The 26040-nt window shown below is 65.5% G+C and carries 24 protein-coding genes, 1 tRNA gene and 2 pseudogenes; 18 read left to right on the plus strand and 9 right to left on the minus strand.

Annotated elements, in window-relative coordinates; translation table 11 throughout:
* The first annotated feature begins 34 nt into the window (after positions 1-34).
* Entirely contained in the window at positions 35-1147 is a 1113-nt protein-coding gene (locus FVA74_RS04935) for an LLM class flavin-dependent oxidoreductase (protein WP_147720849.1), read from the plus strand.
* 57 nt (positions 1148-1204) lie between these two features.
* Entirely contained in the window at positions 1205-1675 is a 471-nt protein-coding gene (locus tag FVA74_RS04940) for an NUDIX domain-containing protein (protein WP_147720851.1), read from the plus strand.
* 9 nt (positions 1676-1684) lie between these two features.
* On the opposite strand, the gene FVA74_RS04945 is transcribed toward FVA74_RS04940, so the two are convergent.
* The 3 genes from FVA74_RS04945 to FVA74_RS04955 are packed head-to-tail and all read right to left on the minus strand — an operon-like array spanning position 1685 to position 5326.
* Complete coding sequence (locus tag FVA74_RS04945; protein ID WP_147720853.1) at positions 1685-2866, minus strand: TetR/AcrR family transcriptional regulator; 1182 nt, start codon at positions 2864-2866, stop codon at positions 1685-1687.
* Positions 2863-4074: a TetR/AcrR family transcriptional regulator gene (locus tag FVA74_RS04950; protein ID WP_147720855.1), complete on the minus strand. Its 1212-nt coding sequence runs from the start codon at positions 4072-4074 to the stop codon at positions 2863-2865. Before FVA74_RS04950 ends, FVA74_RS04945 begins: the two co-directional genes overlap by 4 nt.
* 31 nt (positions 4075-4105) lie before the next feature.
* Entirely contained in the window at positions 4106-5326 is a 1221-nt protein-coding gene (locus FVA74_RS04955; RefSeq protein ID WP_147720857.1) for a TetR/AcrR family transcriptional regulator, read from the minus strand.
* Positions 5327-5593: 267 nt separating this feature from the next.
* On the opposite strand from FVA74_RS04955, the gene FVA74_RS04960 reads away from it, so the two are divergent.
* Positions 5594-5667: transfer RNA gene (locus tag FVA74_RS04960), tRNA-Pro, on the plus strand.
* A 225-nt stretch (positions 5668-5892) separates the two neighbouring features.
* Here the strand turns inward: FVA74_RS04960 and FVA74_RS04965 are convergent.
* Complete coding sequence (locus FVA74_RS04965; RefSeq protein ID WP_147720859.1) at positions 5893-6111, minus strand: hypothetical protein; 219 nt, start codon at positions 6109-6111, stop codon at positions 5893-5895.
* 186 nt (positions 6112-6297) lie between these two features.
* Positions 6298-6558, minus strand: a pseudogene (locus FVA74_RS04970) (integrase core domain-containing protein); the annotation flags it as partial.
* A 408-nt stretch (positions 6559-6966) separates the two neighbouring features.
* Between FVA74_RS04970 and poxB the strand changes: the two are divergent.
* The 5 genes from poxB to FVA74_RS04995 all read left to right on the plus strand — a co-directional run bounded on the left by poxB (position 6967) and on the right by FVA74_RS04995 (position 12257).
* Entirely contained in the window at positions 6967-8688 is a 1722-nt protein-coding gene (poxB, locus tag FVA74_RS04975) for a ubiquinone-dependent pyruvate dehydrogenase (RefSeq protein ID WP_147720861.1), read from the plus strand.
* 148 nt (positions 8689-8836) lie between these two features.
* Entirely contained in the window at positions 8837-9028 is a 192-nt protein-coding gene (locus FVA74_RS04980; protein ID WP_147720863.1) for a hypothetical protein, read from the plus strand.
* Between the two features lie 129 nt (positions 9029-9157).
* A complete protein-coding gene (locus tag FVA74_RS04985) occupies positions 9158-10228 on the plus strand; it encodes an LLM class flavin-dependent oxidoreductase (RefSeq protein ID WP_147720865.1) in 1071 nt (356 codons plus the stop codon).
* Positions 10225-10923, plus strand: coding sequence for an NADPH-dependent F420 reductase (locus FVA74_RS04990; RefSeq protein ID WP_147720867.1), 699 nt, complete (start codon positions 10225-10227; stop codon positions 10921-10923). Before FVA74_RS04985 ends, FVA74_RS04990 begins: the two co-directional genes overlap by 4 nt.
* Positions 10923-12257 (plus strand): glutaminase, encoded by a 1335-nt coding sequence (locus FVA74_RS04995; RefSeq protein ID WP_147720869.1) that lies wholly within the window; start codon positions 10923-10925, stop codon positions 12255-12257. The genes FVA74_RS04990 and FVA74_RS04995 overlap by 1 nt, the downstream gene beginning before the upstream one ends.
* A 403-nt stretch (positions 12258-12660) precedes the next feature.
* Here the strand turns inward: FVA74_RS04995 and FVA74_RS05005 are convergent, their stop codons facing one another.
* Together FVA74_RS05005 and FVA74_RS05010 are read right to left on the minus strand one after the other, a co-directional pair.
* Positions 12661-13239 (minus strand): small multidrug efflux protein, encoded by a 579-nt coding sequence (locus FVA74_RS05005; RefSeq protein WP_147720871.1) that lies wholly within the window; start codon positions 13237-13239, stop codon positions 12661-12663.
* Between the two features lie 332 nt (positions 13240-13571).
* The gene (locus FVA74_RS05010; RefSeq protein ID WP_147720873.1) at positions 13572-13853 is read right to left on the minus strand and encodes a hypothetical protein; all 282 of its coding nucleotides are present in this window, start codon (positions 13851-13853) and stop codon (positions 13572-13574) included.
* 335 nt (positions 13854-14188) lie between these two features.
* Between FVA74_RS05010 and FVA74_RS05015 the strand changes: the two genes are divergently transcribed.
* The 6 genes and pseudogenes from FVA74_RS05015 to FVA74_RS05030 all read left to right on the plus strand — a co-directional run bounded on the left by FVA74_RS05015 (position 14189) and on the right by FVA74_RS05030 (position 17995).
* Entirely contained in the window at positions 14189-15034 is an 846-nt protein-coding gene (locus tag FVA74_RS05015) for an alpha/beta fold hydrolase (RefSeq protein ID WP_147723071.1), read from the plus strand.
* Between the two features lie 69 nt (positions 15035-15103).
* Positions 15104-15271, plus strand: coding sequence for a hypothetical protein (locus FVA74_RS13565; protein ID WP_168220055.1), 168 nt, complete (start codon positions 15104-15106; stop codon positions 15269-15271).
* A gap of 357 nt (positions 15272-15628) precedes the next feature.
* On the plus strand, positions 15629-16291 hold the full coding sequence (locus FVA74_RS05020) for a hypothetical protein (RefSeq protein WP_206022667.1): 663 nt from the start codon (positions 15629-15631) through the stop codon (positions 16289-16291).
* A 50-nt stretch (positions 16292-16341) separates the two neighbouring features.
* Entirely contained in the window at positions 16342-17313 is a 972-nt protein-coding gene (locus tag FVA74_RS05025; protein WP_206022670.1) for a CPBP family intramembrane glutamic endopeptidase, read from the plus strand.
* Between the two features lie 31 nt (positions 17314-17344).
* Positions 17345-17515, plus strand: a pseudogene (locus FVA74_RS13810) (TetR/AcrR family transcriptional regulator); the annotation flags it as partial.
* Positions 17516-17995 (plus strand): TetR family transcriptional regulator C-terminal domain-containing protein, encoded by a 480-nt coding sequence (locus tag FVA74_RS05030; RefSeq protein ID WP_240792341.1) that lies wholly within the window; start codon positions 17516-17518, stop codon positions 17993-17995.
* Between the two features lie 195 nt (positions 17996-18190).
* On the opposite strand, the gene FVA74_RS05035 is transcribed toward FVA74_RS05030, so the two are convergent.
* On the minus strand, positions 18191-18574 hold the full coding sequence (locus FVA74_RS05035; protein WP_147720881.1) for a GNAT family N-acetyltransferase: 384 nt from the start codon (positions 18572-18574) through the stop codon (positions 18191-18193).
* 204 nt (positions 18575-18778) lie between these two features.
* On the opposite strand from FVA74_RS05035, the gene FVA74_RS05040 reads away from it, so the two are divergent.
* Both FVA74_RS05040 and FVA74_RS05045 read left to right on the plus strand, forming a co-directional pair.
* Positions 18779-20983 carry an LLM class flavin-dependent oxidoreductase gene (locus FVA74_RS05040; RefSeq protein ID WP_147720883.1) on the plus strand — a complete coding sequence of 735 codons (2205 nt, stop codon included), beginning with the start codon at positions 18779-18781 and terminating at the stop codon, positions 20981-20983.
* A gap of 87 nt (positions 20984-21070) precedes the next feature.
* Positions 21071-21856: an SDR family NAD(P)-dependent oxidoreductase gene (locus FVA74_RS05045; RefSeq protein WP_168220056.1), complete on the plus strand. Its 786-nt coding sequence runs from the start codon at positions 21071-21073 to the stop codon at positions 21854-21856.
* A 69-nt stretch (positions 21857-21925) separates the two neighbouring features.
* Here FVA74_RS05045 and FVA74_RS05050 read toward each other — a convergent pair whose 3' ends face one another.
* Positions 21926-24661: an AAA family ATPase gene (locus tag FVA74_RS05050; RefSeq protein WP_147720887.1), complete on the minus strand. Its 2736-nt coding sequence runs from the start codon at positions 24659-24661 to the stop codon at positions 21926-21928.
* A 400-nt stretch (positions 24662-25061) separates the two neighbouring features.
* Here FVA74_RS05050 and FVA74_RS05055 point away from each other — a divergent pair, with 400 nt between their 5' ends.
* Together FVA74_RS05055 and FVA74_RS13815 are read left to right on the plus strand one after the other, a co-directional pair.
* Positions 25062-25790 (plus strand): MerR family transcriptional regulator, encoded by a 729-nt coding sequence (locus tag FVA74_RS05055; RefSeq protein WP_147720889.1) that lies wholly within the window; start codon positions 25062-25064, stop codon positions 25788-25790.
* Positions 25791-25823: 33 nt separating this feature from the next.
* Positions 25824-25955, plus strand: coding sequence for a hypothetical protein (locus tag FVA74_RS13815; protein WP_255471455.1), 132 nt, complete (start codon positions 25824-25826; stop codon positions 25953-25955).
* Positions 25956-26040: the final 85 nt, after the last annotated feature.

Below are 26040 nucleotides of genomic sequence, written 5' to 3' on the forward strand. Positions count from 1 at the left end.
AATAGCCGTCACCAGCATGCCGTTGCAGTCAGCGATGACTTCTTCTGCGACTGACTCCTCTTCTGCGACTGGCTCCTCTTCTGCGACCGGCTCTGGCCAGCAGCATCCGCTTCGCCTTTCGGTGCTTGACCTGATTCCGGTGCGAAGCAACCAGACGACGGCGGATGCCGTGGCCGCCACGATCGAGCTGGCCAAGGTTGCTGACGAGCTCGGCTTCGAGCGATTCTGGGTCGCGGAGCACCACAACATGCCCGCGGTCGCGTCGACAAACCCGGCCGTGTTGATCGGCATCATCGGGGCGAACACCTCGCGCATTCGCGTGGGATCGGGCGGTGTCATGCTGCCGAATCATTCGCCGCTCGTCGTGGCGGAGCAGTTCGCGATCCTCGAGGCGGCGTTCCCCGGACGCGTCGACCTGGGGATCGGGCGGGCGCCCGGCAGCGACCCCGTCATCACCTCGTTCCTGCGCTCGAGCGGCACGACGAGCGACGTGAACGCCTTCGAGCAGAACGTGCAGGACATTGCGACGCTGCTCGACACCGAGGGCGCGATGCTGCAGTTGCCGAACGGCCGCAGCTATGCCCTGAGCGCCACGCCGAAGGCATCCGGTGTGCCCCAGACCTGGCTCCTCGGCTCGAGCGACTACTCCGCGCGGCTCGCCGCCACGCTGGGGCTGCCCTACGTTTTCGCCCACCACTTCTCGGGGGAGGGGACCGAGCGCATCCTTGAGTTCTATCGCAGCGGCTTCACGCCCGCCGCCGAGGGTGACACGCCCCGCACCTTCCTCACGCTCAACGTCTCGGTCGCGCCGACCGCGCAGGAGGCCATGGCGGCCGCCCTGCCCAACCTGCAGCAGATGGCGCGCCTGCGCACGGGCGCACCGCTCGGGCCGCTTGCCACGATCGAGGAGGCGGCGCGTGCCGAATTGACCCCCGCGCAGCAGCAGACCGTCGACGCCATGCTCGAGCGCTGGGTCATCGACGAGCCGGTCGCGGCCGCTCGCCGCATCCGCGAACTCGCACGACGCTACGGCGTCGATGAGGTCATGGTCGTGCCCGGCCTCTCGGCCAGCGACGCGGATGCCGCGAATGCGACGCCCGCCCGCGTCGACGCTCTCCGGCTGCTCGCCGCCGAACTGCTTGAGTAGGGCTTCTCTCGGGGCTGTCACATGCACCCGTCAGCGCGCCCGTGAGAGAGTGGGACAGTGACGCACAAGCCGCCCTACCGCCCGAGGACCTCGGGCGACGGTTGGGTGGAGGGTGCCGACGGCGCGCGGTTCTGGGGGCTCTACGGTGCCGCAGGCCTGCTCGCCCACGACCCGCAGCGCGGCGTGCTGCTGCAGCACCGCGCGACCTGGAGCCACTTTGGCGGAACGTGGGGGCTTCCCGGCGGCGCGCGGCACGAGGGGGAGTCGGCCTACGACGCCGCAACGCGCGAGGCCGCCGAGGAAGCGGCTGTGCCGGGCGACGCGCTCGTTCCCCTGTTCGAGGAGACCCTCGACCTGGGGTTCTGGTCGTACACGACGGTCGCGGTGACCGTCACACGCGCCTTCGAACCGAGGATCGCCGACCCCGAGAGCCTCGACCTGCGCTGGGTGCGGCTCGACGCGGTCGAGTCGTTGCCGTTGCATCCGCTCTTCGCTGAGGCGTGGCCCGCCCTCATGCGCCGGCTCTGACGCGGTAGCTCAGCCGGCGCGGATGTTCGCCATGGCGGCGAGCACGACGCGCTGGACGCGAGTCTCGGTGAGCTCGTCTCGCTGCCAGTCGAGCTTGCGCCCGAGATCGTTGACGATGCACATGCCCGCGAACACGAGGAACTGTGCCTCCGACAGGGAGAGCTCCGGCCGGATGCCGAGCAGGGAACGCACCCAGTGGCCGACCGTGAAGGCCTGCATGCGCAGGAACTCCAGCTTCTGATCACCGGGGAGGCGACGGCCGTCGTTGAGGAAGGCCGTCATGCCCTCCGGCTCCTCGAAGGAGTAGTGCACGTAGTTGCAGGAGAAGCCGATGAGGGCATCGCGGGGGGTCTCCGCCGTCGAGAGTACGTCATTGTCGATGCGCTGCAGTTCGGCGTGACCCACCACGCAGGCCTCACGTAGCAAGCCGGAGAGGTCGCCGAACTCGCGCGCGATCACGTCAAGCGATACGCCGGATGCTGCGGCGACGTCATCGGCGGCGACGGCACAGAAGCCGTCCCTGGCGAAGAGGGTCAGGGCGGCGCGCTGGATGCGACTGCGCGGGGAATCGTCGTGCCGCCAGGGCAGGTGCACCTCGCGAGCTGGGGCGACCTCGCTCGGCCGCACGGGGGAGCTGTCGAGCACCCGCATGGCCGCCGTGGTCAGCAGCGTGAGGATCTTCTGTTCCGGCATGTCGGTGGGGTGGATGGTGATGCTCGCGACGGCGCTCTGGGAGGCGGCCGCGAGCATCGCGACCTCTACCGGTTCCAGTTCAGGTCGCAGCAGGGCCAGGGGGCGACGGATGCGCGCCTGCACCTCCTCGACGATGGCCGCGTTCTCGGCGCGGTCATCCGGGAGCAGGTAACGCACCTCCGAGCGGTAGAAGCCGCTCGCATCGCGTTGCGCGATCGTGGCCCGCGCGGACGCCTCGATGACGGCGGCCAGCTGCGCGCGCGCCTGGCGTGAGTCCTGCACGTCTGCGACGAGGTGGTCGCTGGCGCGCAGGACGGTGCGCGCGGCGCCGAGCACGGATTGCGCGAAGAGCGCGTACTTGTCTGGCGATTGCCGTTCGAGGTCATCGCTCGACAGGCCGGCCGCTGCGGCGATGTCGTGCAGCGTGGTGCGCAGGTAGCCCTGGGAGGCGAAGACCCGTGCGGCCGCAGAGAGCACGAGTGTCGAGGTGTCGGTCATCTGATCAACGCCATGACCATGCACGCGAACTTTTCGATCCTGCGTGTGGTCGCGTCGTCGTTCTTCCACCGGAGCATGCGGGCAAGGTCGCTCACGAGGCTCATGGAGGCGAAGGCGAGGAAGGTCGCCTCGGTGGGCGACAGCTCCGGCCGGGCATCCTGCATGGCCCTCGTGCAGAGGGTGACCGAGTAGTCCTGCAGCTCGAGCATCGGGCCGTGGTCGCCGTCGTCGAAATTGCGCGCGTCAGCGAGGTAGACGGTCATGAGCTTGTAGTCGACCATGTAGTGGCGCACGTAGGCGCGGCACAGGCCGAGGAGGGTGTCGCGCGCGCTGACGGAGCTCTCCAGCGCCTGGTTGAGGTCGGTCTTGAGCGCTTGGTAGCCGTTGAGGCATCCGCGCGTCAGAATGTCGGAAAGGGAGGCGTGCTGTCGTGCCCACGCGACATCGATTCCCGCAGCGGTCGCGACGTCGTCGATCGTGACGGCGTGGTACCCACGCTGGAAGCACAGGTCGACCGCGGCCTTGAGGAGCTGCCCATCCCTGCTGGTGTCGTCATGCCAGGTGGGGCGGGTCGCCGGCTGGTCGATGTGCACCTGCGCGGGGGCAGGTTCGCTGTCGAGCATCCTCATTGCGGTGACCGTGAGGAGCGTCTGCACCTTGGGTGCGGGGAGGCTCGTGGCATGGATCGTGATGCTCGCGATGACGCTGAAGGCGGCCGCGGCCATGAGGGTTGCGTCGTCCTCCGTGAGCTTCGGGCGGTGAAGCATCAGCGGCTGCCACACTCGACGGTGCAGTTCGCCGATGAGTTCGCTGAGCTCATGCGCGTCTTCGCGGCGAAGGTAGCGGTGCTCCGAACGGTAGAAGCCGCCCGTCGCGCGAGTGGCGATCGCAACCCGGGTGGCGTTCTCGATGATGCGGGTGATGACGCTGCGCGCCTGCCGTGGGTCATGCGTCTCGATGCCGTCCGTTGCGCGCACCATCTCCCGCGCGTTCGCGAGCACGACATCTTTGAAGAGTGCGTACTTGTCCTCGTAGTGGGTGGAGAACGTCTCGGCGTCCAGGCCCGCTTCGGAGCACACCTCTTCGATGCTGGCGTCGTTGTAGCCGCGTGTGGCGAACACTCCGGCAGCGACGATGCGCAGACGGGTGCGGGGGTCTGCAAGGGTGGGGGACGTGGCGGCGTCCGGGTTCGACGTGTCGTTGTGCATCCGTTGCTCCTTTGCTGCGGGTGAGTGCGCTTCAGCGACCGCCGATGAGAGTCGCGAGAACGAGACGCTCGGTTTTCGCCATTGCCTCGTGGTCGTACTCCCAGTTCACGTGGATGCCGACGTCCTCAACGATATTGAGGGCGGCGTACACGAGGAAGCGGGCTTCGGCGTCGGCGAGCTCCGGGCGGATGGCCTTGACGTTCTCCAGCCAGCCTTCCATGAACTCCTCGTGCAGCTGCGCGGCACGCTCTGCGTACTGCAGAGGGAGATGGTGCCCGTCGAGGATGAACACCGTCATGAGCTTAGGGTCGGTGAAGTAGTGCTCGACAAACTTGTGGCTGAGCGCGAGCAGGATGTCGCGGGGGAGCCTTCCTGCCTCCTTCGCCGCGTTGTCCATCGCATCGCGCATGATTGCTCCGCCCGTCGCGAATGCGGCAGTCAGGAGGTCGGCGGTGTTCTTGACCTTCCGCTCGATCGCCCACTTCGGGAAGCCGGTCTCCCGGGCGATGTCCTTCATGGTGACCGCGGAGAAGCCCTTCGCGTAGACAAGGTTGATGGTCGCGGCGATGACCCGGCCGGTCTTGCTGTTGTCCGCCATCCACGGTGGGGTCATGCGGGGGCGGAACTCGCCCGTGGTGGCGGTGAGGGCCGACTGGCTCTCGAGGAGGCGCATGGCCGATACGACGAGGATTGTCTCCAGCTTGGGGCTGGGCAAGACGGTTGGCGCCGCCCCCGCTGTCGCAATCGTGCTCGCAGCGGCACGGGAGAGGAGTTCGACGTCGCCGCTGTTGAGGTCGGGACGCACGCGATGCAGTAGGGCGGCGATGCGCTCGTTGATGGTGGCGTGGGTGGCTCGGAGCTCCGCCTGGTCTTCCGCGGTGAGATAGCGATAGTCGCCGCGGACGAAACCAGCGCGAGTGCGGCGGGCGACGTGGGCGGCGGCGAGTGACTCGAGCATGGAAAGGAGGAGGGCACGTGCCTGGCGGGTGTCGTCGGGCACGTTTGCGCCGATGTCGGTGGCGGCTCTGAGCTCGCGGGCACTCGTCAGCATGCACTCGCGGAAGAGGTCGTAGACCGTGGGGAACTCTGCCTTGAGCGTGTCGCAGTCGACGCCGGTCTCGGAGCAGACCTCCTCGAGCGTGGCGTTCACGAAACCGCGGGTGTCAAACAGCTCGACGCCTGCGTCGATGACGCGCCGCCGGAGGTCCGAAGTCGTTTCGGAGGTGCGGGCGGCGGAATTCGGGTGGGACATTTCGGGTTTCCCTTCGCCTTGCTCGTGTTCCCAGTGAATCACGTTGGGGGGACAAAATGGGGGTACAGAATCCCCCAGTGTGGGGGCAAATACGGGGCATTCTGCCGGAAAACCGGGGTACAAGGCGGCCCCCAGTTTGTACCCCAGTTGCTCGCATGAGCGCGGAGCGAAGGTCGGAACCGTCGTGTTCGGATGCGCGCCAGAAACACGATAAGCTTGTCCGGTTGCTTCAGCCGCCGGGAGATCGGAAGCCGCAGCAGCAAGCCACGGGCTGTGGCGCAGCTTGGTAGCGCACTTGACTGGGGGTCAAGGGGTCGCAGGTTCAAATCCTGTCAGCCCGACAGAAGGGTCGTTCTAAAAACCGTCCCAAATACTCAAAGCGAAATCCCTTCCGAACACGTTCGGGAGGGATTTCGTCGTTTTCAGTGGGATAGAAACGGGATGAATGCGCTCGGCCGGCCGATTCACGAAGCTCTGGGCGTTAAATGACGGAACGCGCCCGTTTTCGGGCGCGTCGTATCGAACTGTATGCGGGGTGTGGTGCGGGAACTAGGGGCGGGAGTTGCCTAGATTCTGAGTGGAGACGCCAGTTCACCTTGGTGGTAGAGCAGGATGACCGGATCGTCCGGGAGTGTCCCCGTGTACCGGTTGATGCTCACCCGGTCGCGGCGGCGCCGCTTCTTCTCGCCGGGGTCGCTTGGTTGGTCCTTCAGCGCTGCGATGGCTTCTTCTTTTAGGAAGGTGGCGATGGCGCGCAGGTTGTAGACGGTGAGCAGGAATGCCATGAAGAATCCGGCCGCTGCGAATCCGCGGACCCGACGCCGCGAGGGACTATCGATGTTTTCCTGGCCGTCATCCTTGCTGTTGCCGTTGAGTCCTTCGATGCTGTTCCGAGCGTGCTTGTGGAACTCATGCCACTCGTCGCTCTTGTACTGGAAGGGGACTGATGAACGTCTTGGTGACTCTTCGAGTTAGGCCGCGAGTGCGGCCGGTGTGGTCATGATGGTCTCGAATTCGATCGGCGTCAAACGGCCCAACGCTCGCTGTCTCCTGCGGCGGTGATAGGTCGCCTCGATCCAGGACACGATCGCCAGGCGGAGTTGCTGGCGAGTTGCCCATCGGTGCTGGTTCAGGAGGTTCTTCTGCAGTAGTGCGAAGAAGCACTCCATCGCTGCGTTGTCTTCGGCGGCACCGACCCGGCCCATCGATCCGGTGAGCCCGGCGGCGCTGAGTTCGTGAACGAGGACGCCGCACCTCGCGTCTGCGCTCAACCTTCTCAGGCAGTCCCTGGTTTGCTCTTGACTCTGTGGCTGGCACAGGGTCTTTACTCGGTGGGTATACCGCAATCTTGATCGCTGAGAGAGAACCCATGTCTCATCTGCACGGAGAACGCCATGCACGCTGACCTCGGGGAATCCTTGCTCGCCTTCGCGGGAGTTGCGGGGATCCTTCTCGGTACCTTCATCGTCGGGGTCTTCTTTTACCTCGACTTGCGAGTACAGCCGCGCTGGTCATGAGCGAATTCGACTGGACAATCGTGACGGCTTCCCCGCCGCAAGATTGTCATCCTTGACCCCGGCGGGGCACCCGTCACCCTCCCGAAAAGTCGCACCGCCCTCACCCCTGAGAGGACCAACCTCATGACCAACGTCGCTGAGAACATCGTCAAGACTCTGCACGCCAACGGGGTCGACCGCGTCTACGGTCTCCCAGGAGATTCGCTGAACGGCTTCACAGACGCCTTGCGCAAGAACGAAACGATCCGATGGGTGCACGTGCGGCACGAGGAGTCCGCTGCCTTCGCGGCGGCGGCGGATGCTGCGACGACGGGGCAGCTCGCGGTCGTCGCCGGATCCTGCGGCCCCGGCAACCTCCACCTGATCAACGGTCTGTACGACGCGAACCGCTCACGTGTACCCGTGCTCGCGATCGCGGCGCACATCCCCACGAACGAGATCGGCACGGGCTACTTTCAGGAGACGCACCCGCAGGAGCTCTTCCGCGAGTGCAGCGTCTATGTCGAGTACGTCGCTGATCCGCGCCAGATGCCGCGCCTGCTCGAGATCGCGATGCGTGCGGCGATCGAGAAGCGCGGCGTCGCCGTGCTGGTGATCCCCGGTGACGTCGCGCTGGCGGACATCGTCGATGACCGCGCCGTCGTGATCGAGCGAACCCATCCCGTGGTCGTGCCGAGTGGCGCTGAGCTCGAACGAGCCGCGACCCTGCTGAATGAGGCCAAGAGCGTGACGATCCTCGCCGGCGCTGGTGTGGAGGGTGCGCACGACGAGGTCATCGCGCTGGCTGATCGCCTGGGCTCACCGATCGTTCACGCACTGCGGGGCAAGGAGTTCATCGAGTACGACAATCCATTCGATGTGGGCATGACGGGTCTGCTCGGCTTCGCCTCGGGGTATCGGGCGATGGAGATGGCGGATGCCCTGCTGGTGCTCGGCAGCGACTTCCCATACGAGCAGTTCTACCCCGCACGCGCGACGACCATCCAGGTTGACATCCGCGGCTCGCAGCTGGGCAAGCGGCATCCGCTCGATCTCGGTCTCGTCGGAGACGTCGGCGCGACGGCCGAGGCGCTCCTGCAGCGGCTCGCGAAGAAGGACCGCGGACACCTCGACGACGCCACCGCGCACTATCGCAAGACTCGGGCGAAGCTCGACGACCTCGCGGTCCCAACGAAGACCGGCCGAGCCATCCATCCGCAGTACCTTGCCCGGCTCCTGGATGAGCAGGCGGCCGATGACGCGATCTTCACCGCAGATGTCGGCTCGCCCACCGTGTGGGCGGCGAGATACCTCTCCATGACCGAGGAGCGGCGATTGATTGGCTCCTTCACGCACGGTTCCATGGCGAACGCGCTCATGCACGGGATCGGCGCGCAGGTGGCGAATCCGGACCGTCAGGTCGTCGCGCTCGCAGGTGACGGGGGTCTCGCGATGATGCTGGGCGAGCTGCTCACTCTCACGCAGAACCGCCTGCCGGTCAAGACGATCGTGGTGAACAATTCGTCGCTCAACTTCATCGAGCTCGAGATGAAGGCGGCCGGCTTGGTGCCCTACGGCACCGGGCTCGCGAATCCCAGCTTCGCGGCGATCGCCGAGGCCATGGGCATCTTCGCGCGCCGGGTGGAGAACAGCGAGGATCTCCCTGAGGCGGTGCGTGAGGTGCTCGCCCACGACGGTCCTGCTCTGCTCGACGTCGTGACCGAGCGACAGGAGTTGTCGATGCCCCCGGCGATCGAGGCCGCGCACGTGAAGGGTTTCGCGCTGTATGCGATCCGCACGGTCATGTCGGGTCGAGGCGACGAGTTGATCGACCTGGCGCGAGCGAACTGGCGCCTGCTGTTCTGAGGGGACCGGCTGGCCTTCACCAGTACCGCTGGCGGTTCAGTGGATGAGGCATCGACGGCTCCCCCGCATCCGCACTGCCATTAACGCTGAACTGTCGCGCTGCGGCGTTGTAGAGGCGCGACCCCAAGAACGGGCTGTCAAGGCACACGTGAGGTATGTGCCCGAACTGGTACAGCCGTTCGGCGGGGGCGAGGGCGAGGTCGCGGCCATGGTCGGCATCGTCGGAGGGATCAACCCGATCATCGCTGGCACCTCCGGGGCCGTGGGCTCCGCGGAGGCTTTCGTCGCTGAGAAGCCGGAGTCGAAGGGCCGCGCGAAGTTCAAGAGTTGGCTCACTTGACTGTGTGCCCGGGACATGGTGTCGGATTTAAGCACAACCGACCACGGCAGCTTTTACACCCGTTCGCCATCCATGAGGCGGTGAGCGCGCGATTCACCGCAACCTGCGGATCGTCGGCAAGGGAGAACAGTGAACAGCGAACCTTCGACCATCGAGTTCGGCATTGACACCTTCGGTGATCTGCCGCGGGACGAGCGCGGTGATGTCATGTCTGCTGCCGCGGCGATCCGTGCCGTCGTCGACGAGGCGATCCTGGCCGACGAGATCGGCATCGACGCGATGACGGTCGGCGAGCATCACCGACGCGAGTACGCCATCTCGAGCCCCGAGACCGTGCTCGCCGGCATCGCGACGGCGACGAAGCGCATCAGCCTCGGATCCGGCGTGACCGTGCTCTCCTCCGATGACCCCGTGCGCGTGTTCCAGCGCTTCGCGACCGTCGACGCCCTGTCGAACGGCCGCGCCGAAGTGATCCTGGGCCGCGGGTCCTTCACTGAATCCTTCCCACTCTTCGGCTACGACCTGAAGGACTACGAGTTGCTCTTCGAAGAGAAGATCGACCTGTTCCGCCATCTGCTCGACGAGAAGCCGGTCACGTGGGAAGGGACGACACGTGCGTGGCTCCGCGATGCCGACGTCTACCCGAAGACCGAATCTGGGCGCCTGAAGACGTGGGTGGGTGTGGGCGGATCGCCGCAATCCGTGCTGAGGACAGCCCATTACGGCTTCAACCTCATGCTCGCGATCATCAGCGGATCACCGGAGCGGTTCGTGCCGTACGTCGATCTGTACCGCAAGGCCGCGGAGCAGCTCGGTCAGCCGGTTCAGTCGGTAGGGATGCACTCGCCCGGGTTCATCGCGGCGACCGACGACGAGGCGAAAGAGTTGTTTCACCCCGGCTATCGTGTGATCCGCGACCGCATCGGCGGCGAGCGCGGTTGGCCACCGATGCGGCGGGAAGAGTTCGAATCTGAGGTCCGGGGCGGATCCCTCTACGTCGGCTCCGTCGAGACGGTGGCGCAGAAGATCGCTCAGGCGATCCGCACCCTCGATGTCGGCAGATTCGACATGATCTACTCCGCTGCAGGAACCGTGTCGGCATCGGCGCGGCTACGCTCGGTCGAGCTGTACGGAACCCAGGTCATCCCTCGTGTCCGCGAGCTGCTCGCCGAAAAACACGTGCCGGAGGTCGTGCGGTGAACCGCGCCACGGAGACCATCGGCATCCTCGGCGCGGGGAAGGTGGGCACAGTGTTGGCGCGACTGGCGCTTGCCGCCGGCCATCGCGTGCTCATCGCTGGCTCCGCTGACCCGGCGAAGATCTCGCTGTCGACCGAGGTGCTCACCCCGGGCGCGACAGCTGTGCGCGCCGCGGAAGCTGCGCTGCGCGCGGATGTCGTGGTCCTCGCACTGCCGCTGAGCAAGTACTGGTCGCTGCCGGTGAATGAACTCGTCGAAAAGCTGGTTATCGATGCCATGAACCACTGGTGGGAGGTGGACGGCCCGCGCGACATCGTGCTCGCGCCGGGAATCTCGTCGAGTGAGGCCGTGCAGCAGTTCCTGCCGGCGGCCAGGGTCGTCAAAGCGTTCAATCACATGGGATACCACGACCTGGAGGACGAAGCCCGTGAACGCGGAGCGGCCGGACGCAAGGCGATCGCTCTCGCCGGAGACGGAGACGACGACCTCGAGACGGTCTCGGCGCTCATCGACGGGTGGGGTTTCGATCCGCTGATCATCGGTGCCCTCTCCGCGGGAACGCGGCTGGAGCCCGGTAATCCTGCCTTCGGAGCGAACGTCACCGCAGACGAGCTCCGGTCGCTGACCCGTGTTGCCGATGTCGACGAGCTGCCGGTCGACGCACAACCATGCCCGGCTGCGCGCGAGGTCGCCTGATGCGCTCGATCGTCTCTGACTACCTGAGCGATGCGATCCACGACGTGGACACCAACAGGGCGGGATCCCTTGCGGAATACATCCCCGAACTCGCCGATGCCGATGCCGAACGTCTCGGTGCCGTCTTCGCGATGGTAGACGGAACCGTCTACGGTGCGGGAGACGTGGACACCCCTTTCACGATCCAGTCGATCTCGAAGCCGTTCGTCTACGCCCTAGCGCTCGCCGACCGGGGCTTCGACATGGTCCTCGCGAAGGTCGGCGTGGAGCCGTCAGGGGAAGCCTTCAACGAGATCTCGCTCGAGCCCGACACGGGGCGCCCACGCAACCCGATGATCAATGCGGGCGCGATCACCACACATGCGCTGGCCGGCCCACGGGGGGCGGACGCCGCGGCGCGTACACAGCGCGTCATCGACGGCCTCTCGGCCTTCGCCGGTCGGCGCCTCTCGGTCGATGAGGCGGTGTGCTCCTCGGAGATGACGCATGCGCACCGCAACTTGGCCATCGCACACATGCTGCGCAGTCACGACGTCCTCACGGAGGATCCACGCGTGGTCGTGGACGGGTACATCCGCCAGTGTGCGGTCCTCGTCACCACCCGCGACCTCGCGATGATGGCGGCGACCCTCGCGAATCACGGGCTCAACCCGCTGTCCGGGGAGCGGGTGGTTGACGAGTCGGTCATCCGCCAGGTGCTGAGCGTCATGGCCACGTGCGGCATGTACGACGCGGCGGGCGACTGGGCCACTCAGGTGGGAATCCCCGCCAAGAGCGGTGTGGCCGGAGGACTCATCGGCGCGCTGCCGGGGCAGGTTGGCATCGCCACCTTCTCACCTCGACTCGATGAGCATGGCAACAGCGCGCGCGGCGTGCAGCTCTTCGAGCAGTTCTCTGCAGACATGGGTCTGCACGTCATGTCGGTCCCGCCGGCGGCGCGATCGGTTGTGCGGTCACACGACGTCGTCGGCGACGGACCAGATGCGATCCGCGTGCTGAAGCTGCAGGGCGGCATCCGCTTCGCCGGAGCAGAGAAGATCGTGCGCGAGGTGGAGGGAACGGTCCTGACAGAGCACACTGTGGCCCTGGATCTCACGCTCGTGTCCTCGGTCGACGAGGTCGCGCAGCGAATGCTGCGGGAGCTCACCCGTCGGGTCGAGGAGGAAGGGCATCGAGTGATCCTGGTCGACCCGGACTCCCTCTTCCCGTCACCCCTTCCGTCCGACGCCGGGGCAGTCGACGTTGTCGCGTCGCTGACCGGCCTGCCTGCTTCAGAAAGGACGCGCCTCGCATCGGCGCCGTCATCCCGGCATCCGATCACCTCGACGGCATGACCCGGTTCTACCGCGACGTCGTCACCCTCCGGTGCTGACGGCCGACGGCGACACCGTCACCCTCGGCCGGGCCGACCGCCCGATCGTCGTGCTCGAGTAAGCTCCTGTGCTGCGTCACGCACCGCAGGGGTCGGCCGGACTCCTCCACACGGCGATCCTGTTTGAAATCGCAGGCGGCGCTGGCCGCCGCGGTCTACTCGGTGGCGAGCAGGGCCGCCCATAGGTTCGCGGTGCGGGACCGCGGATGCCCGCACTCGGCCTCGGACATGTCGACCTCGAGCTGCCGGGTGCCGACGACCTCGGCGAGCTGGGGGAGCGCTACGTCACCCGAAAACTCGGCCGGACAGGCGCTGCTCGCGGGCGGCGAACGCGGGGCCGCGCGTTAGCGCAACTCGTTGGTCGCTCAGACTCCGACGAGGAAGGTGAGGGCAGCCCATATCGAGATGGTGGAGACGGTCGTCCAGAGAACGATCGCCACCGCCTGCCAAAGCAGGACCCAGCCGCGCGGGGTTCCGCCGCCGACGAGGATCGAGGCCGTCACCTGCGTGGGGATTGCCAGGGGACCGAGGATGCTCGCGCCGGGGACGCCGTAGCGGACGAGCCACCGCTTGAAGCGAAGACGGCCCTTCGAATCGGGCTTGGCAGGCACCGCTTCCTCGAACGGTGCCGGGTCGTCGTCTGAGGACATTGGTGCCCCTGCTCCCGACATCGCCCCGACACGGGATCTACGGCGGTTCACGACGGCCATGCGAGCCTGCGACGTCAGGAACACCACGAGAGCGACGGAGATGAAGTTGCCAGCAGCGGCGGCGAGGGCGGCGACGATTGGGTGGAGGCCGCCAACGAGGCCGACCATGGAGGCAACTTCACCCTCTATGAACGGGACCGCGCCGGCGAGCATCACGATGAAGGGTTGGATGATCTCGGGCACTTGGGCGACAAGATTCTGGAAGTTGATGATGGTCTCTTGAAGGGGACTCATGGTGGCGACTCCTTTGGGTCTGCAGGTCGCGATATCGACCGATCGCGGCTCTGAAGCCAGTAGAAACCGTGTTCTCAGGACAAGGTCAAGCGGTCCTGACGGGGCTTCACTGGCGTCGTCGGCTGGCAGATACGACGCCCATTGCCCCCTTGACTGTGTTGCGGGGACACGGTCTTTGCCCTGCTCGAGAACCGCGCGATCGAACGGAGTGACTCCATGCCCGCCACCGCACCCGACAAGCCCACGGCCCGCCGGCGCAGACGGCGTTGGATTGGCGGCGGCATCGCCGACCGCAATCACGTCTATGTCTCGTGGGACGGCGTCCGACAGCACTACCAGGTGCACCTCCCGCCGCACCACGGCGGATCCGGGAAACTGCGGGTGATGATGGAGAGCCAGAGCTCCTGGCTGGCGTAGTTCGCGAGGTTATCGAGACCTACGGAGCCGATCCCGACCGGATCCACGACCGCGCTCGCCTGGGCGTTCGCGAAGCTCCACAATGCCGCGACCGCCTCGGATGCCGCGAGATAGCCCGAGGTGGGCCGATGAGAGATGTCCGGAGCCTTGCCCATGTCGCGGCGGCGCACGCCATCGGTGAGGCATGCGCCCAGCACCCCGACGTGGTGACCATGACCACCGAGCAGCCGCCTACGTTTTCCCCGAGTGGCGCGCCTATGCCCAAGGCGGCGCCGACTAGAACGCTTGACACGACTTGACCTGGTTCCGACAACATCGGCGCGGGCGCCCTCGCGCTGATCGGCGTCCCGGTCGGCGCCCTTGGTCTCTTCCTGACGGCCGCGAGCCCGTAGATCTGACGTGGCGTGGGCGTAGTGGTGACCGAGGCACAGTTTCGTGAAATCGTGCCGAGCTTGACTGCGTGGCTACCACGAGGTTTTGAATCGCAATGCCCAGCATCGGACTGGGCGATACGGAAGAGAGAGGCAAGATCATGGGTTACATCAACGTCGGCAACGAGAACAGCGCCCCCGTCGAGCTGTACTACGAAGACCAAGGTTCGGGGCAGCCGGTTGTTCTGATCCACGGCTATCCGCTGAACGGGCACAGCTGGGAACGCCAGGCGCGCGAACTCCTCGCCACCGGCTACCGGGTTATCACCTACGACCGTCGCGGATTCGGGCAGTCGTCAAAGGTCGGCGCCGGCTATGACTATGACACGTTCGCTTCCGACCTGAATGTCGTGCTCGAGACACTCGACCTGACGGATGTCGTGCTGGTCGGCTTCTCGATGGGCACTGGAGAGTTAGCGCGGTACATGGCACGGTACGGGCACGAGCGCGTCGCGAAGCTCGCGTTCCTCGCCTCGCTCGAGCCGTTCCTCGTCGCCCGCGACGACAACCCGGACGGCGTGCCACAGGAGGTCTTCGATGGCATTGCGGCGGCTGCGGAGGGTGACCGGTACGCGTGGTTCACCCAGTTCTTCCGGGACTTCTACAACCTCGATGAGAACCTCGGCTCCAAGATCAGTCAGGAGGCGGTCACTGGCAGCTGGAATGTCGCCATCGCCAGCGCCCCTGTCGCCGCGTACGCCGTCGTGCCCTCCTGGATCGAGGACTTCCGCGATGACATCTACGCCGTGCGCGCAAGCCGCAAGCCGGCGCTCATCCTGCACGGAACCAAGGACAACATCCTCCCGATCGACGCCACCGGGCGTCGCTTCCACGCCGCCTTCCCTGAGGCTGACTACGTCGAAGTCGAGGGTGCGCCACACGGCCTGTTGTGGACGCACGCCGACGAGGTCAATGCTGCACTGAGCGCCTTCCTCAACGGAGCATGATGTGGGAAACGAGCTGGTGACTGGGGGATCGCGGGGAATCGGCAGGTCGATCGCCCGAGCCCTGCTGCCATGGCGGTCGCTTTCGCTCCCCACGGCATCTCGGTGGCGTCGATCGCCCCGGGGGTGATCAACTCCGGACGACGGGCCGACAAGCTCTCGGGCGCCGGGGGAGGGGCAATCCGCTCCCGCGCGGTCTGGGCATCCGGCGCAATCCTCGACTTCAACGGGGCGTCCTAGCTGCGTACGTGAACGAGCGGGATCATCGCTACCCCTCGAGGGTCCGCTTGACCATGTCGAAGTCCGTCCGCGTAAGCACGCGGTATGTGCCGAGCGCGGTGCTTTGCCGTTTGGGGTAATCAGTTGACACCCTGTGGCCGGAACACGGTCGAGGCCACTCACGGATCGGATCCGTGATCAGCAGCCTGGGCTTGACCATGTGGCAACAACACAGTGTCAACTGCCGGTAAGGCCTCGCAGTGGACGGAGCCAAAGAGTCCAATACGCCGTATTGGGATGGTGTTACGATCGCCATTACGCCGTATTGGTGTTTCGTCTGAATAGAGGGTGCGTTCAAGAGGGGAAAGGTGTCGAATGTTGAGTGATCGCGAGCGGCGAAAGGGTGCGAAGCGCACGCGTGCCGGCAACGGGCGCCCGCTCGAGCCGTTTCGCTGGTGGCACTTGTTTTCCGGCCGGAAGCTCTTCACCCGATCGATCGTTCGCGCAGACGGGAGCCGAGCGGACTACGCCGTGGACGTCCGCGTGTCCGGGAAGCAAGCCCAAGACGAGGGCATGGCCGGCATGATGCATCTGTACCTCGATGGCCGGCACCACGCCGAGTCGCCCCTGCCCGCAGCGGTGCCCGTCGAAGGCGGTGTGATCGTCGTCGCCCTGAGCTCCGTCGGGCTTCGGCGTGCCCACTACCTGCCGGACGATGGCGAAGCCCTTCAGTTGACTCCCCACCCGAAGACCGCAATCGGACTGAGGTTGCGATTCGATCGGAACTATCCCGTGCTCAGCCGCTGGGTGGCTGCGTTCTCAATCGTCATGCTGGTCATCGGCGTTGGCCTGAATGGCTTGCAGTTGCTGGAGCCCCTCTCCCAGATCCCGCCCGTCGCGGAGCGTTTCGGGCACTTCGAATCACCGCTGAACCTGCCGCTGTGGCTCAATATCGCGTTTGGGTTCGGGGCTGGACTCGGTGCCACCGAGCGAGCGCTCCGCCTGAAGTTCCATTGGTTGCTCGACGGCGTCGGCACCTGAAACCAATGCTCTCTCTGTCTCACTCCTCATCCAATACGAACGGAACCAGCATGAACCGCACGATCAGCATTCCGTCTGAGGTTGAGTACCACCGTGTTCTCGCCGGGGAGAAACGTCGCATCGGTCGCGGCATCCTTGCGATCGTGCTTCTGATCGGCGGGATGCTCGTATTCAATGTCCTCTTTACCGTCGCTGCGGCGCTGGTAAACGGCCCGATCGAAGCCGACGGCCGCGCCGCGTACACACCGCTGTTCCACGCTGCGGGCCTGGCCTCCGTTGCGCTTCTGATTCCGTGGAGCATGCTCATCCAGCGCTGGCTCTACGGGGTGAGGGGGGCATCGCTGCACTCGGTGCTCTCGCGGTTCCGCTTCGACATCTTCGGGCGAGCGTTGCTTGTCATTCTTCCCGTGTGGGTAGCTGTCACGGCCGCCCTGTACTGGTCCCCGTTGCCACAGGCCAGCTGGGCGTACGCGGACGTGATCTGGTTCCTTGCCGCCACGCTGCTGCTGACGCCTCTCCAGGGCGCGGGCGAGGAATACGGCTTCCGAGGTCTGATCTTCCGCATTGTCGGCGGGTGGACGCGTCGGCCGCGGGCCGGCCTCATCGTCGGCATCCTGGTCTCGAGTGTGCTCTTCGCTGTGGTCCACTTCTCCACCGATCCGGTGCTGAACCTCAACTACCTCATTTTCGCTGCCGGAATCGCGCTGATTGTATGGCGCACCGGTGGCCTCGAGATCGCGGTGGTGCTGCACGCGGGATTCAACACACTGAACTTCCTGTTCGATGCTGCGCTAGGCATCGATATCACCGAGGCCTATGATCGCTCGGCTGGCGTAGGGACTGTGCTGACGATCCTGCCCGCAGCAGTGGTCATCGTCGCGGTGCTCGTGGTGTGGGTTCGCACCCGACGTACCGGGCCGGCGCTAACACCGTCGATGCTCGAACACTCAGCTGGTATTGCGACAGATGCTCCGCAGGGGAGAGTTGAGACCCCGGAAGAGACGGCCGCACGGATAGGCTAGAAGCCTATTACGGCGTATCAGGGAGTGGCAGATGGAGGAAGGACCGCCGGCAGGTCTCAGCACCCGTGACAAAATCCTCTGGGCTGCGGCGACGATGTTGGGAGGGAAATCTGCGACAACGCCGAGCGTTCGTGCGGTCGCCGCTCGGGCCGGGGTGAGCACGGGCTCCGTGCAACACCACTTTCCCACTCAGCGCGAGCTGATGGACGAGGTGCTCATCCTCGTCTACGACACGGTGCTTTCCGAGGACAGTTTGCACGACTCGTCCATACCGGCGAGGGATCGGCTCGTCGCGTCCCTCCAGCGACTGCTCGCACTCGAGCTGAAAGATTCGGATTCGCGCGGCGCGTGGATCCAGGCCTTCGACCGATACGTGAGGTCGGAGCCGACGGAGGCAGCACGCGAGGAATACTTGGCCAGCGAGAGGGAGCTGCGCCGTCGCATCGAGTACAGCCTCGCAGTCCTTCAGGAAGAGGGTGTACTCGCTCCCGGGGATACTTCGCGCCGAGCGATGTTCTTGAATACGGTGGTCAGCGGGCTTTCGATCGCTCAGGTGTTCCCTGCCGGGAACTCGCGGCTGGCGACCGAGCTGGAGGTGCTGCGAACGGCTGTCGACTACGTCCTGAACGAGCAGCCCACTTCGGAATCGCCGTCGCCAGGGACAACTCAATCCGGGGAGTGACCAGGTCTGGATGTTGCCAAGACGGCCCTCCGGGATGGTTATACGACAGAGGCTCGGATGCGGGCGCGCGGGTGCCCGGATGAACGCTTCCAGATCAACAGAATAGACCTCGTGGCCGCCCGAGCCGAGCCGCGGGCAGCCGACCCTCATGTTCCCGGCGGACGAGCGAGTGCGCGGTGATCGCACCGGAGCCGATCATCGGGCCAGTCGCTTTATCAAATCGATGTCGGACGGCATCGGCGTGCGGTACGCACCGCCGGCCGCGACGAACTGCTCGCCGTGCTTCCTGAGGTGGCGGGCGAACAGCGGACACACCGGGATGACGGTGAGGCCCTTGCGGACGCTGTCTGCGAGCGCCTCGCGTACCAGTAGCCCCGCGAGCCCACGGCCTCCGAACTCCGGATCCACCTCGGTGTGGAAGAAGATCCGCTCATCACCTGCTGCGCGAGAGTCGACGAAGTCGGCCCTCCCGACTTGCTGTGCATGGGCGAAGCTCACGGTGAAAGCGCTGACCGGCTCACCGCGTTCGATCCTGACTGTGACCGGCTCGCCGGTGTTGTCCTTCAGGTCTTGAGCCATTCTGGTGTCCTCTCCTCTGTTCCGCCCGTTGTGCGCAGGTATTCGACACCCTGTTGTCGGGACACAGTCAAGACGCACCGACGGATCTGATCCGGACTTGACCATGTGCCAACAACACAGTGTCAACTGACGTCTGGGGCCGCACCGCGGGCGGTCCCGCGCTGACGAAGAACAGACGAACGAAGTACGAGGGAGCCCGAAGCCATGGATTACGGTCACGCATTGGAGTTCGGCGCTTTCATCACGCCCACCAATTCGCAGCCACAGACGCCGGTGGCGTTGGCCCAGCTGAGTGAACAGCTCGGGTTCGATCTCGTGACGTTCCAGGACCACCCTTATCAGCCGGCCTTCTTGGACACGTGGACGCTGCTGTCATACGCAGCGGCGGCGACATCGACGATCCGTCTCGCACCGAACGTGCTGAACCTCCCGCTGCGACCTCCCGCTGTACTCGCGCGGGCGGCGACGTCCCTCGACCTACTCTCGGGCGGCAGATTCGAGCTCGGCTTGGGCGCGGGAGCGTTCTGGGACGCGATAGAGGCGATGGGAGGAGGGCGGCTGGCTCCAGGACAGGCTATCGAGGCTCTCGAGGAGGCGATCGACCTCATTCGAGGCATCTGGAACCCAGACGAGCGCACACCGCTGCCGAGTGGAGAGTACTACCCGTTGTCGGGTGCGAAGAGAGGACCCGCACCTGCGCACGAGATACCGATCTGGATAGGTGCACTCAAGCCGAGGATGCTGCGCCTGACCGGGCGGAAGGCCGACGGTTGGCTGCCGAGCCTGAGCTACATCCAGCCTACGGAGATCAACTCCCACCAGGAGCGGATCGACGACGCCGCACGCGGTGTCGGGCGGAACCCAGCAGAGGTGCGGCGCCTGCTGAACGTCCCCTACGGCATTGAGCCGAAACGGCTGGCAGAGCTCGCTCTGGTCCATGGATTCTCCACGTTCATCGTCGTTACCGACGAGCCGAGCGCACTGGCCCAGTTCGCGCAGGAGACTGCACCGATGGTGCGCGAACTCGTCGAAACGGAAAGAGTGAGGCTGGGCACAGCCGCACCGGGACGGTCATCTCGCGCACTCGCCGCCCGGCGGGACGGGATCTCCTACGACGAGTTGCCCGCTTCCCTGCGAGGCAAGGCGATCGAGCCGGGCGACTTCGCCTACCGTGCCGTGCGGTCCACCTACATGCGCGGCGGCGCCCCCGGAATCGTACTCCGTCCCGAAGACACCGCAGGGGTGCAGGACGCCGTCGCATTCGCCCGCGCTCACCGGGATCTGCCGCTGGGAATCCGCAGCGGCGGGCACGGCGTCAGCGGCCGCAGCACGAACGATGGAGGAATCGTCATAGATCTTGCCGGACTGCGCGAGATCGAGATTCTCGACGAACAACGACGGTTGGTGCGCGTCGGTCCTGGAGCTCGCTGGCAGGAGGTCGCGCGTGCGCTCGAACCGTACGGGTGGGCGATCACCAGCGGCGACTATGGCGGCGTCGGCGTCGGCGGGCTCGCCACCGCCGGGGGCATCGGATTCCTCGGCCGCGAACACGGCCTGACCATCGACCAGCTGGTCGCAGCGGAGGTCGTCCTGGCCGACGGCACGCTCGTCCGTGCCTCCGAGGACGAGAACCCGGACCTGTTCTGGGCCGTGCGAGGAGCCGGCGCCAACGTCGGGATCGTCGTCTCCTTCGAGTTCGAGGCGACGCCGACCGGGAACGTCGCATGGGTTCAACTGGCCTTCGACGCCTCCGATGCAGCATCCCTGCTCCAGCGATATGCGGACGCGACGGACAACGCCCCGCGCGACACGACGCTCTTCCTTGTCGCCGGCACGACACGTGCCGCAACCACTCCGGTTGCGCGTCTCTACGGTGTGATCGATTCGGATGATGCCTCCGTGATCATCGAGCGGCTCCAGCCATTCCTCGCGATCGCCCCGCTGTTGCAGCAATCCGTGCAACTCGGCTCCTACGCCGACGTCATCTCGAACGCCCCCGACACGTCCCACGATGGACGAGGTGAACCGGGTTTCCGCTCCGGCCTGCTCAACGAGTTCGGTCCCGAGACGGTATCCGTCGCCGCAGAGCTTGTGTTGTCCGGCAGCACGCCGTGGTTCCAGCTTCGCCCTGTCGGCGGAGCCATCGCCGACGTCCCCGAACAGGCGACCGCCTACGCGCACCGCAGAGCCCGATACTCCGTCACCGCAATCGGTCGCTCTGCCTCCTTCGACGGACTCTGGAAACGCCTCGAGGAGAGGTTCGATGGCCTCTATCTGAGCTTCGAGTCACGCACCGGACCAGACATCGTGGCTCAGGCATTTCCACCCGCGACCCTTGAACGGCTTCGGGCGCTCAAGGAGAAGCACGACCCCGAGGGCCTTTTCCGCGACAACTTTCCCGTCCGATAGCCCATCGCAACATACCGTGAACCGCCGACGGCGGCCGTTAGCCCCGTTTCGTGGGCGTCAAGTATAAGGAGAAGTAGAGTGGGGAAATTGAGTGGCCGCACTGGTCTCGTCACCGGTGCAGGGCAGGGCATCGGCGCAGCGATCGCGAGGAGACTGGTCCTCGACGGCGCCAACGTCGTCATTTTCGACCTGAACGCCGAGCCTGCGTCCTCTCTGGCCGAAGAGCTGAACGCCATTGGGTCCGAGGGGGGCGCGGTCTCTGTCATGGGATCGGTGACGGACGCCGACGACATCGCGAAGGCGTTCGACGTCGGACGTTCGGCGTTCGGTGAGGTGGATCTGCTCGTTAACAACGCCGGGACGTCAGGGCTGTCCCTCGTCGCAGAAACGGAGGAACCGTCCTGGGATCGCATTGTGGATGTCGTGCTGAAGGGAACCTTCCTCGTGAGCAAGGAGTTCGGTCGTCGTCTCATCGCGGCCGGTGGTCCGGGCGCCGTCGTGAACGTGAGCTCCCTGAATTGGCAGGCGCCGTCAGAAGGCATCGCCGCATACAGCGCGGCCAAGGCCGGGGTAGTGCAGCTCACCAACAGCCTCGCGCTGGAGTGGGGACCTCATCGGATTCGGGCGAACTCCATCGCACCCGGTTCGACCGAGACGCCAATGCTCGATTCGATCCTGACAGACCGGATGCGTCACGAGTTCCTCACTCGTACTCCTCTCGCACGACTCGGCAACGGGGAGGATATCGCGATGGTGGTCTCCTTCCTCCTTTCGGAGGAAGCGAGGTGGGTCACGGGTGCCGTCGTTCCTGTCGATGGCGGTCAGCACATCCGGTTGCTCCAGTCCTATTGGAACATGATGAACGACGCATAAGCAGCGTCACCTAGGCACATGCGGGGGAGCATCGGCAATCACGCCGATGCTCCCCAGCTCGCTGTGCACTCAGGTGAGCTCCAGCTCTTTGAGCTGTCGGCGAGACGTGATCTCGAGTTTGCGGAAGATGTTGCGCAGGTGGGACTCGATCGTGCGCGGACTCAAGAACAGCTGGCTGCCGACCTCCCGCGACGTCGCGCCAGTGGCAACCAGTCGTGCGATGTGCAGTTCCTGGGCCGTGAGTTCGTCGCTCGGACGGGCAGTCCGCTTTCGCGGATGCTCGCCGGTGGCATGCAGCTCGCGCGCGGCTCGCTCGGCAAAGGCTTCGACGCCCATGTCTGACAGGAGCTCGTGGGCGATACGAAGATGATCGCGTGCCTCTTGACGGCGCCCTTCACGGCGTAACCATTCGCCGTAGACCAGATGGGCTCGCGCGGCCTCGCGAGCGATTCTCGTCCCACTGAGATGCGCGATTGCTGCGAGATAGTGCTCTTCTGCGGCAGCACCAGTGATGGTCAAGGCGCGGGAACGCGCCTCAAGCCCGAGGGCCCAAGCGGAACCAGAGGCGCGGGCTCGCGAACTGAAACGCTCGAGGGCGTGGGCCGCGCTCTCCTGGTCGCCCGCACGAACGGACGCTTCGATCAACTCGGGCAGGCCGATGGTGCTGAGCGAAAGCTCGGCAGAGTCACACGTCTTCGCTGCAGCACGTTGCGCGAGCGAATAATCGCCGAGCCCGTTGTGGAGCACGGCGCTCGCATAGTGCGCCAATGCCGCTTCTCCGCTCCCCTCGGGAACGCGCTCGTCACGGAGCGTGAGATCATTTGACTCTGCTACGACGGCACGGTCACCGCGCCACGCGGCCAGCACCGCTCGGATACGACGCAGCCGAAATCCGCCAGTCGATTCCGTGACAATCTCGGCCTCGGCGCCCAGCTCTTCCGCACGGGCGATCTTGCCGCTGAACGTCAAGACGTGGGCATGGAAAACCAATGCGGCAGGCAGTCGTGCCAGTGCCCCCGTACTGCGCGACAAGGTGACATCGTATTCGGCGAGCTCATGAGCTCGTTCCTCATCGAGGATTCCGACCGCAAGTCGGCTTGCCAGCCAAAGCCACGGCTGGCTGCCACCTTCCACAACGGTGCCCTCGTTGATTGACTGGCTCAGCGCGTCTAATGCCAGCCGCAGACGGGGGGTGCCCGCCTCGACCCCGCGCACAATTGTCACCGCGAGGCCGTCAAGGAGCAGGTCTACCGGCCGGGGAGGGTCGACAGTCGGCGCAGCCAGAGCGCGATCGGCAATGAGCGCCACCTTTGGCAGTCCGTTGATAATCGCTGTATCCAGTGCGTGCAGATACGTTTCACGAGACAGCGCAGGGTCGGACGAGGCAAGCGTCGCAGCGGCATCCGCCAGCATCTCCGGCACCTCTGCCACCTGATTGATATGGAACGCGATCTGGGCGCGCAGCAGTTGGATGCGAGCACGTTCCAGCGCATTGGGCGAGCCGCCCTCAGCCGTCGTGAGCAGGTCCAACGCCGCCTGGGATGCGCCGGCGCTATGCATCGCCTGCGCCGCTTCCAGCGCGCGCCTGGTGCGCTCCGCCACCTCAGGGGTGAGTTCCGTTGACCGCTGCAGGAACGCGCCGGCCGCAGCGTAGCCGCCGCGAGCACGCGCCCGCCCTGCCGAACGCTCCAGATCTGCGGCCGCCTCCTCGTCGACCCCCCGCACCGCCTGAGCGCGGTGCCATGCGCGTCGGTCGGGGTCGAGGTCGGCGTCAGTGGCGGCGGCCAAGGCGCTGTGTACGCGGCGACGATCCGCGGGATTCGCGGCTCGATACACGGCCGAGCGCACCAAGGGGTGGCGAAACCGCACCCGAGAATCGATCTCAATCAGTCCGGCGGCTTCTGCGGGTGCGGCTGACCCCGAATCCATACCGAGCTCGATGATTGCGCGGCAGAGCAGCACCGGGTCTCCGGTCGGTTCGGCCGCGGCGGCGAGCAGCAGCAACTGCGTCGCCTCGGGCAAGTCATTCGAACGACGTTGGAATCCGTGCTCGATGCGGCCCGGAACATCCGACAGATCCGGCAGTGCGTATCCGCCCGCAAGCCTCGCTGCCGCGACGTTCGCGGGAAGCTCCAGGAGCGCAAGGGGGTTGCCTCGTGCCTCTGCGATGATCCGTTCGCGTACCTCATTGTCCAACGGCGCTAGAAACGCGGTGTCCAACAGCCTGCGCGCAGCCGCACCGTCGAGTCCGGTCAACTTTAACCCCGGCAGGCCAGAGAAGACGCTCGGAACGCCGCCGACATCGCGCACGCCGAACACCATTGCCAGCCGCTCGGCATCAACCCGCCGGGCCACGAATGCCACAACTTCGGCAGAAGCCTGGTCCAGCCACTGGGCGTCGTCGACAAGACAGAGCAGCGGGCCTTGCTCGGCGACCTCGGCGACCAGGTTGAGAGTGGCGAGTCCAATGAGAAACCTGTCCGGCGCCGGACCGCTTCGCATGCCCAGGGCGACTCCGAGAGCTCTCTGCTGCGGCTCGGGTAGTGCGCTGAGGTGCTCGAGAAACGGGGCGCAGAATTGATGAAGCCCGGCGAACGCGAACTGGGTCTCCGCCTCGATACCCGTCGAGGACTCCACACGGAATCGAGAGGCAACCGCCGCATCGCGGAGATGCTCCAGCAGCGCGGTCTTGCCCATTCCCGCGTCGCCGTGCACGACGAGCACCGCGCTGCGGCCAGCTTGCGCCTCGACCAGCAACTGCTCGACCTCGCGGCACTCCAGGCTTCTACCCAGAAGCTTCGACACGTTCGCTCCCGTTCAGAGATAGACAGTTCCTGGAACCGAAGGATGTGTACCACACCATATATCGCCGACACCGGCGAATCGACACCGGCGAATACGGGTGTGTATCTGGATCAACCGCGTGCCCGGAGCACTGTGTCACCCCCACTCGAAGCTTCTACGTAGTTCATCGCACCGACCGGGTGCGCCGCTCGGTGCTTTTCACCGACGCGAGGTGAGGCCTCTCTGAATGAGGCTGAAGGCATCAAACCTCGATCGAAGGAGAAGACCATGGGATCTGTCACGACCGATGATTCGGCGACTCCGCTGGAGGGGCCAATCAGTCTTGCCGCTGCGCTCGCCTCCATCATGTTGAGCCTGAACGTCGGCGAAACGCGAATTCCTCAGTAAGGAGGATGAGACCGTGGCATGGAGTACGCGTGAGCTCGCTGAACTCGCAGGAACGACCGTAAACGCCATTCGGCATTACCACCGAATTGGTCTGCTGGACGAGCCGGAACGCAGTCACAACGGATACAAGCAGTACGGCACCGATGAGTTGGTGCGTCTACTGCGGATCCTCAGGTTGGTGGACCTTGGCGTGCCGCTGGCGAAGATCGCCGATGTCGGAGCGGGCGGGGTCACTACGACGACGATACTGAAGGAGCAGAGTGCGGAGCTCAAGTCGCGTATCGTGCGACTGCAACGCGCGCGTGCCGATATCGCAGCGATCCTGCGTTATGACGCGCCCACCGACGCCCCCGCCGGCTTCGTGGCTGTCGCAGCACGACTGTCGGAGTCAGACAAGTCGATGCTCCACATCACGAACCGGCTCTACGATGCCGACGCGATGACCGATTTGCGGCGGATGGTGGAGTTCGATGCCGATAGCAGCGACGCCGGGCCAGCGATCGATACCCTGCCAGCGGATGCGGATGAGGAAACGCGAGAACGGCTTGCTGCTGACCTCGCGCCCATCCTTGCCCGGCACCTGGTCGACTATCCATGGCTGACGAACCCGGTCAAGCACCTCTCTCAGGGGCCGCGTGTCACGCAACACACGTTCGTTGAAGCGCTCGCGGCACTGTACAACCCTGCCCAACTGGATGTGCTCGCGCGCGCCGGAAACCTCGCCGGAAGAACGACCGGCTGACGGCCTGCGACGGGCCACCACAGGAGGCAATCCATGTACGAAATCCGACCGAGCGACATCACCTTGCCGCCGACAGTGTCCATCGATCTCAGTCATCTCGTCGTGGCAGCGCTTGAGGCTGCGGCCACGATGGGCCACGCCAACGAGTCGAAGCCAGCGGCATGACGTGTGACGTTCGTCGGCGAAGTCGTGCTCATCGTGTGGCTGCTCGGGTGGGTCGCTCGACGCCCTCGCGGTGATTTCCGGCTGC

Origin of the sequence: Salinibacterium sp. dk2585, assembly GCF_008001035.1 — a bacterium.
GTDB lineage: Bacteria > Actinomycetota > Actinomycetes > Actinomycetales > Microbacteriaceae > Homoserinimonas.

Excerpts from the sequence above, each read along its gene's own strand:
- FVA74_RS04935 (WP_147720849.1), top strand. The coding sequence starts at position 35 with ATGACTTCTTCTGCGACTGACTCCTCTTCTGCGACTGGCTCCTCTTCT.
- FVA74_RS04945 (WP_147720853.1), bottom strand. The coding sequence starts at position 2,866 with ATGACCGACACCTCGACACTCGTGCTCTCTGCGGCCGCACGGGTCTTC.
- FVA74_RS04950 (WP_147720855.1), bottom strand. The coding sequence starts at position 4,074 with ATGCACAACGACACGTCGAACCCGGACGCCGCCACGTCCCCCACCCTT.
- FVA74_RS04955 (WP_147720857.1), bottom strand. The coding sequence starts at position 5,326 with ATGTCCCACCCGAATTCCGCCGCCCGCACCTCCGAAACGACTTCGGAC.
- FVA74_RS04965 (WP_147720859.1), bottom strand. The coding sequence starts at position 6,111 with ATGGCATTCCTGCTCACCGTCTACAACCTGCGCGCCATCGCCACCTTC.
- poxB (WP_147720861.1), top strand. The coding sequence starts at position 6,967 with ATGACCAACGTCGCTGAGAACATCGTCAAGACTCTGCACGCCAACGGG.
- FVA74_RS04995 (WP_147720869.1), top strand. The coding sequence starts at position 10,923 with ATGCGCTCGATCGTCTCTGACTACCTGAGCGATGCGATCCACGACGTG.
- FVA74_RS05005 (WP_147720871.1), bottom strand. The coding sequence starts at position 13,239 with ATGAGTCCCCTTCAAGAGACCATCATCAACTTCCAGAATCTTGTCGCC.
- FVA74_RS05015 (WP_147723071.1), top strand. The coding sequence starts at position 14,189 with ATGGGTTACATCAACGTCGGCAACGAGAACAGCGCCCCCGTCGAGCTG.
- FVA74_RS13565 (WP_168220055.1), top strand. The coding sequence starts at position 15,104 with ATGGCGGTCGCTTTCGCTCCCCACGGCATCTCGGTGGCGTCGATCGCC.
- FVA74_RS05025 (WP_206022670.1), top strand. The coding sequence starts at position 16,342 with ATGAACCGCACGATCAGCATTCCGTCTGAGGTTGAGTACCACCGTGTT.
- FVA74_RS05030 (WP_240792341.1), top strand. The coding sequence starts at position 17,516 with ATGGACGAGGTGCTCATCCTCGTCTACGACACGGTGCTTTCCGAGGAC.
- FVA74_RS05035 (WP_147720881.1), bottom strand. The coding sequence starts at position 18,574 with ATGGCTCAAGACCTGAAGGACAACACCGGCGAGCCGGTCACAGTCAGG.
- FVA74_RS05040 (WP_147720883.1), top strand. The coding sequence starts at position 18,779 with ATGGATTACGGTCACGCATTGGAGTTCGGCGCTTTCATCACGCCCACC.
- FVA74_RS13815 (WP_255471455.1), top strand. The coding sequence starts at position 25,824 with ATGTACGAAATCCGACCGAGCGACATCACCTTGCCGCCGACAGTGTCC.